8 protein-coding genes are annotated in these 13,155 nt (G+C 45.0%); 2 read left to right on the top strand and 6 right to left on the bottom strand.

Going from position 1 to position 13,155, the window contains the following annotated elements; translation table 11 throughout:
* Positions 1 to 85: 85 nt before the first annotated feature.
* The 6 genes from OCV50_RS22815 to OCV50_RS22790 all read right to left on the bottom strand — a co-directional run bounded on the left by OCV50_RS22815 (position 86) and on the right by OCV50_RS22790 (position 8,585).
* The gene (locus tag OCV50_RS22815; protein WP_239842658.1) at positions 86 to 1,099 is read right to left on the bottom strand and encodes a substrate-binding domain-containing protein; all 1,014 of its coding nucleotides are present in this window, start codon (positions 1,097 to 1,099) and stop codon (positions 86 to 88) included.
* Between the two features lie 219 nt (positions 1,100 to 1,318).
* The gene (locus tag OCV50_RS22810) at positions 1,319 to 2,521 is read right to left on the bottom strand and encodes a type III PLP-dependent enzyme (RefSeq protein ID WP_261905288.1); all 1,203 of its coding nucleotides are present in this window, start codon (positions 2,519 to 2,521) and stop codon (positions 1,319 to 1,321) included.
* Positions 2,514 to 4,379, bottom strand: coding sequence for an IucA/IucC family protein (locus tag OCV50_RS22805; protein WP_261905287.1), 1,866 nt, complete (start codon positions 4,377 to 4,379; stop codon positions 2,514 to 2,516). Before OCV50_RS22805 ends, OCV50_RS22810 begins: the two co-directional genes overlap by 8 nt.
* A complete protein-coding gene (locus tag OCV50_RS22800; RefSeq protein WP_261905286.1) occupies positions 4,351 to 5,559 on the bottom strand; it encodes an MFS transporter in 1,209 nt (402 codons plus the stop codon). Before OCV50_RS22800 ends, OCV50_RS22805 begins: the two co-directional genes overlap by 29 nt.
* 6 nt (positions 5,560 to 5,565) lie before the next feature.
* On the bottom strand, positions 5,566 to 7,377 hold the full coding sequence (locus OCV50_RS22795) for an IucA/IucC family protein (protein ID WP_261905285.1): 1,812 nt from the start codon (positions 7,375 to 7,377) through the stop codon (positions 5,566 to 5,568).
* Complete coding sequence (locus OCV50_RS22790) at positions 7,374 to 8,585, bottom strand: ATP-grasp domain-containing protein (RefSeq protein WP_261905284.1); 1,212 nt, start codon at positions 8,583 to 8,585, stop codon at positions 7,374 to 7,376. The genes OCV50_RS22795 and OCV50_RS22790 overlap by 4 nt, the downstream gene beginning before the upstream one ends.
* Before the next feature lie 241 nt (positions 8,586 to 8,826).
* Here OCV50_RS22790 and OCV50_RS22785 point away from each other — a divergent pair, with 241 nt between their 5' ends.
* Complete coding sequence (locus OCV50_RS22785; protein ID WP_261905283.1) at positions 8,827 to 10,863, top strand: TonB-dependent receptor; 2,037 nt, start codon at positions 8,827 to 8,829, stop codon at positions 10,861 to 10,863.
* 153 nt (positions 10,864 to 11,016) lie between these two features.
* Positions 11,017 to 13,146: a TonB-dependent receptor family protein gene (locus OCV50_RS22780; protein WP_261905282.1), complete on the top strand. Its 2,130-nt coding sequence runs from the start codon at positions 11,017 to 11,019 to the stop codon at positions 13,144 to 13,146.
* The last annotated feature ends 9 nt before the right edge of the window (positions 13,147 to 13,155 follow it).

Genomic DNA, 13,155 nt, shown 5'->3' with positions numbered 1-13,155 from the left:
AAGCAAAATGCTATGAGTAACCATGGGGCTTTACTTGATATGTAGTTGAGCATAATTCCGTGTCATTTAGGGCGCAATAGTGCCCTTAGTCCTTTATGTTTGCAGTACCAACAGAAGAACGTTGCACCAAGATCGGCATAAATAACTTGCGATCTTTTTTCTCCATTTCTTCCTTGTTTGCGAGTTGCAGTGAGAGTTTGACGGCTTCGTTTGCCATCACTTGGATTGGATAGCGAATGGTGGTTAATCGCGGGTAAATGTAGCGTGCAATATGACCATCATCGAAACCAATGACTGACATATCTTGAGGAATTCGGACACCATTTTCTTGAAGCAGAGTCATACATCCTGCTGCCATTGAGTCATTGTAAGTCGCAATGGCTGTGATTGGTGTATTGCGAGCCATTAAATCGACCATAGCTTGCTCGCCACCAGTTTCGTCAGGCTCACCATACTGAATGTACTCTTCGCGAGGTTCAATGCCATTATCACGCAGGGCATTCAAATATCCTTCACGGCGATCGCGAGCGTCGTCGATATCATGACTAGAGCACAGGTAACCAATATGTTTATGGCCATTGCGGATAAGGTGCTCCGTCGCGATGTAGGAACCTTGGCGGTTATCAAGAGCAACACAACGCGCGGCTATCTGATCAACAACACGATTGATAACCACCATGCCTGGTATTTCATCTGCGAGTTTGGTGAGTTCTGCGTCTGACATCCCCTTACTGTGAACGACTAATGATTCACAGCGGCTGTTGATCAAAAGGTTGATGGCATTGCGCTCTTTCGTGGCGTCATGGTAACCGCTGCCCACCAGCAACTGTTTTTCTTGCTCACTCGCAATGGTATCAATGGCTTTGATCATTGAGCCAAAGAAAGGTGCCGACATATCATTAACCAGCACACCGATAGTATTAGAAGATTTGCTCACTAATGCTCGAGCGTTCGCATTGGGACGATAGCCCAATTTTTTCATCGCTTTTTTTACAGCAATAATGGCCGATTCGCTGGTGTGTGGAGCGTTGTTAAGAACTCGTGAAGTGGTAGCAATGGATACGCCAGCTTCTTTCGCGACGTCTTTGATGGTTGCCATAGTGGACTCAGAACTAAAAATTTTGAGCTATTTAACAATGTGTAGCGGTCGAACTCAAACAGTTAAGTAATAATTATCGCTATACATCATGAATTTAGATGAAAAAGCGAGCTCAATTGAACTCGCTTTTTTATGTTTATAGTTCTCTACAGCTGATATGTATAGATGTTTAGTCGCTTGGAGCATGAGCGACGTTGTATCACCATCATAGCCTTGGTTTTAGAAGTAATGGAATAAAGGCGGCTCATGCATCAAAAAGTTCTGGTGAGAAATGTTCCATGCATATGCTCCTGCTAAGGTGAACACAAGATAATCACCGATGTCGATGCACTCAATGTTTTGGTTTCGAGCGAGTACGTCTTTTGGTGTGCATAACTGACCAACTAAATTGGCAGTAGTGTGTTGGATTGGATTCGAAATGGTCGAGTGCTGATGATTGTGGATGACAGTAAAAGGGTGATCGTGGCTTTGTGCTGCTGGTGTACGGAAATGGTGCGTGCCACCACGAGCAATCACAAAGTTTTCACCAAGATTCTGTTTGATGTCTAACACTTCCATCACATAGTAGCCGCAAGGCGCAGAAATATATCGTCCACACTCAAAGCGTAGTTTCCAATCTTGCATGTGTTCTTCAGCGATCAAGAATTCTAATTTGTCGCAAAATTCTATCCACGGGAAATGTTGGCTAGGATCTTGGTAATTGATCCCCATGCCTCCACCCAGGTTAATAATGAGGTCTTCAAGCGAGTATTGTTTCTTCCACTGCTTAACCACTTGGAAGTAACGTTGAACGAGTGCTAAGTGACGACCAACATCGAGTTGATGTGACATTAGGTGGAAGTGGAAGCCTTTCAGCTCTATCAATGGGAAATCACGCAGATGCATGATGGCGTTATCCAACTCAGCTTCATCGAAACCAAATGGAGTCGGTTTTCCCCCCATGGCTAGCTTGCTGAGCGTGATGTCCCCAATATCGATATTCATGCGCAGAAAGATGGAAGCGGGTCGATTCAACTTTTGTGTTAAAGCTCCGATTCGCTGAAGTTCCGTAATACTTTCGACATGGATGGCATCGACATCAAGTTGTATTGCTTGTTCTAATTCGCTTGGCATTTTACCTGGACCACCAAAGATCAGCGGTTTATTAAGCTCTTGCTGCTGAAGGTGGCTAAGTTCTCCGCCAGATGCTGCCTCAAAACCATCAACGTACGGTGCTAAAGTTTTCAATATTGGTGCTGAAGGGTTCGCTTTTGCGGCATAAAATAGTTCCACATTTTTAGGTAATACATGGCGCATCTGTTTGATGTGCTGTTCAAGTGCATTTAGGTCATACAGGTAAGCACACAATGGTTGATTTTGCTGCGTCGCGAGCTGCTTTACTTCTTGCTCAATGTACGAAGGAAGTTGAGTTGGGTTAGTCATGACTTTGTCCCTTGTTTAGAGCCGTCCACGGTGTTGCAATGAGTGTGTAACCTGACTCTTTGTCGGCATTTTGCATCAAACGAGTGGTGAAGTTGTTTTTACTTGGGAAAAAGCCGCCATCAAGTAAGGAGACTAACTCTGGCTGTTTGCCATTGATCGACTGCCAGCGCACGATAGCTGCTTTCAGTGATCTCCATAATGTCTCTTCAAGCTTGGCGTTTTCTTCAGCAATAAAGAATATGGCTTCACTGATGTTATTAATAAAGGTGCAGTAGCCAATGCGATTCCAGCCTTGTTCTCGGCTGTAGTAAACCGATTGTCGGGCTCTTTCTGAAAGCTGTTGTAATTTCTCTGATGGCCAAAATTCAGGTAACAACTTTGTACCTTCTAGATCGCGAATCCACACGCAACATGGCATACCTTTTTCTAAACCAATTAGCGTATTTTGTAGATGAGGCTCAAATGCGACTCCATGTTTGAAGTAGTAGTTAAACACACCTGGAACCAAGCAGTGTAAGTAGCGCTCGAACCACAAGGTTGCGAGATTTTCATACTGGCTCTGTGTTGATATCGCTTTCTGTTTTAACTGGGTAGCTATGCAGCTGTTTCCTTCTCGGTCATATGCAAATAACGAACCTGCTAATGTCGGTTGTAGAATATCGATTTCGCTGAGTGTGAAGTTTTCGCGATATAAAATGCCAAATGATTCACGAGCTTTAATGATGTCGTCATGCTCTTGCTCAGCAATCGATCCTAGATTCAGTGTCGTTGCGTATGGCTCACTCATCACCTTGAATACAGGGTTGCGCAGCTGCTCGCCCTCTTTTATCGAACGTAGAATAGAGGTTAGCTGAACGGCGCTGTCGAGTTCATACCATGCGTTTTTGCGAACACAGTTGGTCAAGCGCACATTGATGGAAAACTTCGCAAACCATTCCATATCTGGGTGATAAAGAGTACGCACAGATGAAGTGGGTAACAGTTTGTCTCCACTTAAGCCTAATGGTGTTATTTTTCCTTGTTCAATCGCACGTTGAACTGCTGGATTTTGTAGAAGTGTGTAGCTTTCCCAAGGGTGGCACGGATAAAGTAATTTTGATTCTGAATCACTTTCTCTTGGAGCCAATTGTTCGAGCATCGCTTTAGGTGATGTACGCGTATCTGAGCGTAATACATCCAGTAAAGTTGCTTCCACCTCAAACCAATACAGAGGTACTTGCGCCCCAACTTCTGGGGAACAAGCCAGCAAGTCATCCATGCTTACGCCAGAGCGACTTTTTGGTGTTGGATGAAAAGTGTGTCCCCAGAGTAGCGACTGTTCTGAAGCGATAAAGGCATTGTGCTGTTGATGAGGATTGTCGGCATTTAGGAACTGTTCGGTGACCAGTAAGCTGTTCTGCATTTGTTCAACCAATTCGTTATTGAACGGGATCATCAACATTTGTTTAAGGTAGTTGAGCAACAGTGTCAGGGTTTGAGTCGCGTCCAATTTAGACCAGCCAGCTCCGGCTGTTTTCAACCAAGGTGCATCCGAAAGTTTTACTTTTCCTAGCTTACTCATGTATTCAATAGGTAAGACTAACAGGTCACTCTCGTGTGCCCGGTTCTGCTGAGGAAGGTGTATTGCCACGCGTTGCTGGGCTACATAATTCCTTTTTAATGTCTGCGGAAGTGATGCCGAGCTGAAACTCCATTCAACTTGATTATTGGGTATTGCATATTCACGAAGGTAACAGTTCACTACACCCATAATGGTATTTAATTGGGCTTTTTCTTGATTTAGCTGAACCTGGCTGAGGTTTATCTGCGCATTGTTCTTAGCTTGGTTCTTAGTTGGAGATGAATGAGTGTTTAACATGTCGATGTCCAAATTTTGAAAGAATGATCATTGCGATAGCAGTACTAAAGCTGATCAAAGTAGAAAGTAAGAAAGGAACCTCAAGCCAGCCCAAGCTTGATATAAAAGACGCGCTTAGCCCCGCGGCAACACCGCCCCATTTAGACATGGCATCAAAGCGCGAAAATATCTTGCCACTTTGCTGTCGGTCGATTTGGTTGGCTAAGGCTTGATGCAGCCCTTGGTAGCAACAGACCATACCAAGTCCAAAAACAACTCGTGCGATGATCAGCGTTGTTTGGTCGGGTATCAGGTGTATCGCAGTACTGACTGAGAGCAAGCCAAAACCAAGGTACAAGGTATTTTGTGGATGACGGCGGTTGAGCCACTCTGAAAACAGATGAATTTTTCCGGCAAAGAGTAAGTAAACACCGTGTGGAAGGGCGTATAAAAAGCCTATCCATGCAGGGGTTGTTACCCCGTATTGCTGCACAAAAGGTGAGAAGTACGGGAAGGTGACGACCATAGCAAAAGCAAAGCAGAACTGTGCACCGAATACCCAGTAGAGATTGTGAACGGGCTTCTGTGTTGCTTGTTCTGTTTGAATTGTTTTTTGGCCTTTAACTTCTTTATCCGCATCCAATTTCACGATGCTATCAGCAGGGAGCGTTAGTGTGATTGCCAATGCTAACAAGGGTAAGGCAGACAACCACAGATACGCATTCAGCGGATTTGTCTCCGATAAGCTCCAACCTAGGCCGATGGGCGCGACAATCAATGCCAAACGAGCCGAAAGCTGGGTCTTATTCAGTGAGGTACCGAGGGTTTTTGCGTCTTTAATTTGACTTGATAGATAGCTATTAGAGGCGGCCATGGTACCGCCAAAGGTTCCTTGAACAATAAGACCAAACACAAACATCGCTAGATTGTCTGCTAAACCACACAGAGCAAATCCCGCAGCAAGTCCTAACTGGGCTCGTAATAGAGAGCGACGTCTGCCAAATTTATCAGCAAACTGCCCCCAAAATCGTGCAGCTAACGCAGTACAAAAAGTTGGCAAAATAAACAAAATGCCAGCCCAGTCTGAATCAATATGTGCGCCAAGTGTCGGTAATACCATAGGTAAAAACAGAGGCATGCCTAAGGCTGCAAATGCTGCGATGAAGTGGCAGAGCAGCACGCAATATATGAGTTTGGTCATGTTGGATTAGCTCACGCTCTGTTTGATGGATTCTAAATAAGCGTGTTGTGCTTCTTCATTGGTAAGTAGTAAGAAGTTAGGAGCCGATAACCCATAGAATTTGTTGATATCGCTAGCGCCGGAGGCTTCTTTCGAGAGCAAACTGCCTGAGCTCAATAAATATTTTGCATACAGGTTCGGTGATTCAAATAGCATCTTGTTGGCAAGTGTTACGTCATGACCTTGATTACGAAGTTGCTCTAACTGTCGTGAGAGGCTAGCTGCCACTATGTTGTATAGGTCAGCAGATGGCGCAATTGCATGCGCGGCCATTGCTTCAACAATCGCTGCAATATCGAGCTGTAACGTGATGGTAGTGAACATCTGGCCAAGAGCCAGCTCATCGTTTACTTTGATGCGCTGATCCAGTAATTGATCGCACTTAACGGGTGAGAGGTGTTCAAAGTTTTTAAATCGCTCAGGCCAAATTCGCGCTGCATCATTGTCCTTCATCGCTAGGGTCATTTTTCCCTGCGCATCGAACGCTATAATGGCGTTCTGTTGGTTGGACTCCAATGCGATGCCGTAGCGGAGCCATAATCTCAGATGGACTTTCGAAAGTAGGTCAACGTAATCCTTAAACCAAGTTAACGTGTCGTTGTGATTATACTGCTCAGCGAGGTGCTCTAAGAACAAGCGTCCATCGGGCATTGGGCTAGCAAGCGCGGCAACAGGAACGAGAGCTTTGTCTTGCGAACGGTTTAATGGATATTCACGTACGATGTAAGCGAAGCTCTTGTCGTCTCCTACGTGACCACCGTGTTTCTCATTACAATGAAATAGCGTGCCTTGTAAATCGGTATCACTTTGCTCTAAGTGCGTTAACAGGCACTCAAACCAGTGTCCGTCATAAAGAGTCGAAGGCTTGATTAAGCGAATGTTTTTGGTACCTAGGGAACGCATGATAAGCGGTACTTTGATGTGAATGTGTGGTGCAGAATCCACGACGACGGTACGTACTGATAGTGTAGGCGTTACATCAAGGTATGGAGTAGGGGCTTCAATAATTCCTTCGGGAAGAGACTCAAGGCTTTGCAGTGTCAATGGGTGGGCCGGGAATAAGTGATGACTCAGAGCAAAGTTGCCCGGTAGACCCACTTGCTCCATGGTAGGCCAGCATAGTGGTTGCGAACTGGTCAGAGTGACGAGTGACTTATCAATCGCTAGCCAACGTAGAGCGAAGCTTTGTGCAAACTCTGGCGCATATTGTTCGAGGTCTGTATCGCTCAAACCAAATTTTGCGCGGGCGGTTGGATAATAAGGGTGATCAAGGTATGACGCGATCTGATCAGCGCGCAGCAGTTTTTGATGCCAATGCTGTAGTTGAGAGATCGGCTGGATCAATGATTCAGAATGTTGTTGGAAAGCGTTATCACATAGTGCTTTGTGTTCCTCCGCACATTCCAGTTCCTGTAAGTAACCGTCTAGCAATGGATGAGAGCTTTCGTGTGCACATGCCTTTAGTAATTTAATCCAATCATGATAGTCGTGTTGAAGTTTAACCTGCCCCTTTTCCTCGATGATCCAACCATTGCAAGCCATATCATTTGGAGAACCGTATACCCAGCGTTGCATGTAGTAACTTGGAGTCACGGGTAGATAAAGCGTGAAATCCGAATGTGAAAAGACAGCCCATACTTGTTCACTCGGATAATTCGAAACAGTAATAGCGGCAGAAACTTTAGCTTTGAACTGACTTTTAGACACTAAGCCAAATAGGTCTTCACGAAGGCAAGTATCCACGAGTCGCTGAGTTAGGTATGAAGCATTGCCATTCATGCGGTCACCTCGTTGTTTGGTGTTAGATTGAATCGAGAAATGGTGCGTTGAAGAACCGCATCTAGAGCTTGTCCTGAAGGCGACACTATAGAAATTCGCGCCAAGTAATCTTTGTTTGAAAAGCTTTGTAGGAAGGTATCACCTGGGTGTTTGAGCACTTGCTGCTGTATGACAATATCCCCATCTTGATGAATGAAAGACGTGGATGTTCCCTCTATGACGCCACTCTGCTTTGCGACAACATAGTGGACATCTGCACTGCCAGCTATTTGGAATGAAGGATCTAGCTTGTTGCCAAGATGTAAGCTTAAGATGGTGCTAAACCATTTCCCACCACTTAGATTGTCGAGTAAGAACTCTCTACCATCTCCAATGCTCCGATAGTTTATTTCAACTAATACTGGGCCTGACTCTGTGATGATGAATTCGCTGTGACAAACACCAAAGCCGACGCCAAATGCCTGTAACTGCCTGACGCACTCATCCTTAAATTGAGTGCTGTTGCCGCCATTCCAAGTGGCACCGGTTTCAATAAAGAATGGAGGCTCAGAGAGATCTACATCAAACCCACCAAGTGCCGTAAAGTTTTCTCCGTCTCCCAAGGTTTCTACGGTGATAAGCGGTCCCTGCAAAAAATCCTCAACCAAGATCGGGCTAGTTGGGTGTTTCTGCCAAAAGCGCTCGCAATAACTTTCCAGTTCAATCTTAGAGTTACAAAGCTGGACGTCTAGGCTTGCCACGCCCTCTCTGGGTTTGGCGACGACAGGAAACGTAAAGTTCAACGTAGAGTCGGTGTCGTGGTAGATCAATTCACTTTGCACATTGGGCAAAGATTTTTCGTTCAGAACTTGGCGAGTGAGGTGCTTGTTCTTTGCTTGTAACGTTACGGTCCAATCTTTTGCTGGCAAACCGAAGAATTGAGCGCATATGGCGGTAGAGGTTTGCAAGTGATCACTGTTACTAAAAACAGCGCTAGGTTTCAGATTTTGTTCGGTGATGGTTTCGATAAGTGCAAGTGGATTAAATACATCACATTCAAGAATGGCGTCTGGGCTAAAACGCTCGTCATTGTTTCTCAATTTTAGATGGTTGAGCTTGTGATCTGTGACCAAAGTGACGTGAAGACCCATGGCTTTTGCTGTCGGTACGAAGCCGTGAGTGACAGCATCATTCACGACATGACTTACGATAATAATCGTAGATTTCATTGAGCTTTCCTAATTTTCCAAAGGTTGTCGTTACCTGCTCACAACTTACTTTCAAGTGGTCTCTTTCTTGTTTTTAGTGAAGAGTATTTTTCTATCTTATTGTTTTTATTGATAACACTATTAATAGCTCTGTTGCATATTGCCACGCAAATATAGATCAAAAAATATTTATTGCAAATATAAATGATATTTGTTTTCATTCGCGTCGTTGTTATTTTGTAAACTAAAATGGAATTAGTAAATGAACATGAAATTGCCCTTGTCTCCGCTTGCATTAGCAATTGGTGGAGTCTTGACGAGCGTGACTATCATTCCAACTGCAACCGCTGAAGAACAGGTTATTGTGGATGAAACACTGCAAGTTATTGGTCATCAATACGAAGGATATGCTGAGCATATGCCGCAGTCGGGAACGAAAACGGATGTTGAATGGTTGGATGTTCCGCAAGCGGTTTCTGTGGTGACAAAGACAGAAATGGAAGACCGAGGCGCGGTACGTTTAGTGGATGCACTCGATGGTGTTGCGGGTGTGAATAATACCTTAGGTGAAGGCAGCCGAGACCAATTCGTTATTCGTGGTTTTGATGCACTTAATGACATGTATCGAGATGGGATGCGTGACGACGGAACTTTACAGTCCTACCGAAGCCTGGCGAATATCGAGCGTGTTGAAGTGGTGAAAGGGCCTGCAGGTGCACTTTATGGACGAGGTTCTGCCGGTGGTATTATTAATTTAGTCACTAAGCGTGCTAACGGTGATAACTTTACAAGTGTTAAAGGCAGTGTGGGCAGCAATAGCCAATTTGTAGGCCAGTTAGACAGTTCAATGGCGTTTTCTGACAAGGTAAATGGACGCATTAACGTTGAGCACCGCCAAGCGGATTCCTATGTTGATCATGTGGATTCTAACGATTTCTTTATCGCCCCAACGATTCGAGTGATGCCTTCTGATGGACACATTATTGATCTCGACGTTGAATATGCTCACCAAGAATTAGTGCCTTACCGTGGCGTTCCATCCAAAAATGGTAAACCAGTCGATGTATCCGAAAGTACTTTTTACGGCGGTACCAATGATTATCAAGAATCGGATAGTATTCGCGTTGGTATTAATTATGAGTGGCACTTGAACAGTGACTGGGTATGGACAAACCGCGCAGCATACAACCATATCGAGTTAGAACAAAAAGGGACGAGACAAGGGACCGTAACCGGGGATCAAGTCTCTCAAACCGTAAATAATTTTGGTTACGACCCTCGAACGACAACAACATTACAGTCTGAGCTTGTTTGGGAAACCGAATCCAACCAAATGATGATTGGTGCCGACTACAACCAAATCAATATCGATCTTACGCTCGCAAGCGACAAAACCTTACCACCGAAAGATATATACAACCCTGTCGCAGGCCCAACACCCGATCCAGGCTTCAAACCTTTCCGAGACAACACCACAACAACGACAGGCGTATATATTCAAGATGTCTACACCTTTGGTGATCTTTCAGTGATCGGTAATGTGCGTTATGACTCCATGGAGCTTGAACAGCAAAAATTCGGCGCAGAAAAAGAGAACCTTGACGATAACAAAGTTAGCTACCGTGGTGGCCTAGTCTATCGCGTGACAGATGATATGTCTGTGTATGCAAGCTTAGCCCGTTCATGGCAGTTGCCTTATTCCGGTATTTATATCAACCCTAAGTTGGCTGAATTCTTCCATACCGATCTAAAAGAAGTGGGTGCAAAAGCTTATCTACTGGATAGCGCATTGATGCTAAATGCTGCGGTTTTCCAAATTGATCAAGAGCAACCGCAAACCAATACTGACGGGGATGTGATCAGCAAGATTGAAGCGCGTCACCAAGGTATCGAACTGGAAGCTCGCGGTCAGATTTCAGAGCAGTGGGATATTTCGATTGGGTATAGTTTCCTTGATGCTGAAGATAAAGATACAGGTAAAAAACCAAACGATGTGTCTGACCACCTCTTCTCGCTGTGGAGCACGTATCAGTTAGATGATAACTGGCGTTTAGGTGGTGGTGTTAAATACGTCGGTGATCGTTATGCAGGTAATAATGAAGCGGTCGCATTAGGGGATTACACCACGGTTGATTTGATGGCGGCTTACACCACGGGTCGTCATAAAGTCCAAGCGAATGTTTATAACGTCTTTGATGAGAAATACATTCTAGGTGCGACTAATGGCACATCTGGCACGAACCAGATTGGTTACGGTGCTCCTGCCGAATTCATGCTCAGCTATGGTTATCAGTTCTAAATGTCAGTTGAGTTTTAAACATTATTGCTTTGTTTGCTAGCAAATAGCGAACAGTTTTGGCCTCACTTTGAGGCCACTTAGCCCGAAAGGTTGAAGGACACATCTAATCGATGACACTGCCTTTGGCCTTAACCTGCCTTTTAGGAGATTTTCATGTCTTACCAGAATTTGGATGGTAACCCCTGTACTCAATCGCATCAGAAGTTGCGTCTCAGTACTCTTGCTATAGCTATCGCTTCAGTGACTTCCATAAACGCATTTGCCACGTCAGATCCTCAAACTACGACCATGGAAACGGTTGTCGTTACTGGTAGCTGGATAGGTAACTCAGAGCTCGAGGATGTGAAAGAGTATCCAGGGGCTCGTACCGTTTTGACTAATGAACAGATTAAAAAAACCGGTGCGCTTTCTATTGATTCTGCGTTTCAAAGTGTACCGGGTATTAAAGTTCAAGATGAAACTGGCACCGGTGTTTTACCTAACATCTCAGTACGTGGCTTGAAAGCGAGCCGAAGTGGTCATGCTCAGTTTCTAATGGATGGTGTACCACTGACTCTTGCGCCTTATGGCCATACCGGACAGTCGATCTTCCCAGCGACGCTGTCGATGCTTGATCGTATTGATATTGTGCGCGGTGGCGCGGCGGTTCAGTACGGACCAAATAACGTCGGTGGTGTGATCAACTTAGTGACGAAACCTATTCCCCACCAATGGCAAACGGAAATCAGTAACCGGTTGACTGTTTTTGAAGATGGTGATGCTCCTTTAAATGATCTCTATTTACGCACAGGCGGTTGGCTTACTGACACACTGGCCCTTCAAGTGGAAGGTAACTTCCTAACAGGAGAAAGTTTTCGAGAGCACTCCGACACGGATGTCAAAAACTTCCAAGCGAAATTGCAGTGGTTACTCAGCGATACTCAAGAGTTACAAGCTTTCGTTCAACGCTACGACGCCGATACTCAAATGCCGGGTGCCTTATCGCCAGAAGATTACAAGAATGATCGCACTCAATCGAAGCGACCATATGATGAGTACCAAGGTGAATCAACACGTTGGAGCCTAAAATACTTACATGATCTGAACATTGCGGATAGCGCAGAACTCGAGATACTGACATTTGGTCACCGCTCTGAGCGTTTCTTCCAATGGGGCTTTAATAGTGCTGGTGGTCACTGGGCTGATCCGTCATTGCCATCGACCCATATTCGCACATCACCACGAGAATTTGCTGTCTATGGTGTTGAGCCTAAATTGGCGATCTATTTTGATGGTAACTCCGTGACTCAAAACTTGATTGTTGGGGCGCGCTACGTTAACGAAGATATCGATTACAAGCTTACACAAACACCGATTGCAGGTGGGGCAACCACAACCCCACGTGATTGGCATTTGGACACTGACGCTTTTGCTGGCTATATCAGTAATGAAATAGGTTTGTTTAATGATGATCTAAAGGTCACACCTGGGATTCGATATGAATCAATAGATATGGCATTTAATGATTTAGGTAACGCTGAAAGCACGGACAATAAAGTTACAGAGTGGCTGCCAGGCCTAACGGTGGCTTACCATCTTACTGAGCAGTGGGTGGGTTACACCAACGCACAGAAATCTCTACGTGCACCGCAAATTGCTTACATTCGCGGTAAAGGTGAAGAGGGCAGTGAGCTTGCATGGAACTACGAGCTAGGTGCGCGTTACAACCTTGATTCAACCAGCTTCAATGTTGCGCTTTACCGAATCGATTTTGAAGATCAGCTTCAATGGCAAAGCGCGAGCCAAACTTTCGACAATATTGGTAAAACACTCCACCAAGGTGTTGAATTTTCCGGCCGTTATACTCCTGAGTCACTCCAAGCTCTTAGTTTAGGTGCTGGCTATAACTACCTAGACGCAACGATTGAAGAAGAGGGTGCAAACAAGGGCAATCAACTGCCTTATACCTCTAAACATCAATTTAGCTGGGACGCGACTTACGCGTTTAGCAAGTTAGATACCACTCTTTCTGGTTACTACTTCAGTGAGTCGTACTCTGATAATGCGAACACCAGCGCCGAAGATGCTACTGGTGCGACGGGCAAAGTGCCAGCCTACATGGTATGGAACTTCAACCTAGGTTCTGATCTGTACAAGGACGAGAGCAGCAAACTGCGCATGAACTTTGCGGTCAACAACCTGTTTGATGAGGACTATTACTTCCGAGGTATTGATACGAGTCCTGTTGGTCGCTATCCGGCGCCAGGGCGCTCTTATACTTTGGATCTTAACTACCAGTTCTAATACGTAATT

It is taken from the genome of Vibrio fortis (genome assembly GCF_024347475.1).
Classification (GTDB): Bacteria; Pseudomonadota; Gammaproteobacteria; order Enterobacterales; family Vibrionaceae; genus Vibrio; species Vibrio fortis.
The sequence above is the reverse complement of the archived record's forward strand: the minus strand, read 5'-3'. Positions and strand labels throughout refer to the sequence as shown.

What these genes read in the sequence shown, in the direction of transcription:
- OCV50_RS22815 (WP_239842658.1), bottom strand. Translation starts at nt 1,099, where the DNA reads ATGGCAACCATCAAAGACGTCGCGAAAGAAGCTGGCGTATCCATTGCT.
- OCV50_RS22810 (WP_261905288.1), bottom strand. Translation starts at nt 2,521, where the DNA reads ATGACTAACCCAACTCAACTTCCTTCGTACATTGAGCAAGAAGTAAAG.
- OCV50_RS22805 (WP_261905287.1), bottom strand. Translation starts at nt 4,379, where the DNA reads ATGTTAAACACTCATTCATCTCCAACTAAGAACCAAGCTAAGAACAAT.
- OCV50_RS22800 (WP_261905286.1), bottom strand. Translation starts at nt 5,559, where the DNA reads ATGACCAAACTCATATATTGCGTGCTGCTCTGCCACTTCATCGCAGCA.
- OCV50_RS22795 (WP_261905285.1), bottom strand. Translation starts at nt 7,377, where the DNA reads ATGAATGGCAATGCTTCATACCTAACTCAGCGACTCGTGGATACTTGC.
- OCV50_RS22790 (WP_261905284.1), bottom strand. Translation starts at nt 8,585, where the DNA reads ATGAAATCTACGATTATTATCGTAAGTCATGTCGTGAATGATGCTGTC.
- OCV50_RS22785 (WP_261905283.1), top strand. Translation starts at nt 8,827, where the DNA reads ATGAACATGAAATTGCCCTTGTCTCCGCTTGCATTAGCAATTGGTGGA.
- OCV50_RS22780 (WP_261905282.1), top strand. Translation starts at nt 11,017, where the DNA reads ATGTCTTACCAGAATTTGGATGGTAACCCCTGTACTCAATCGCATCAG.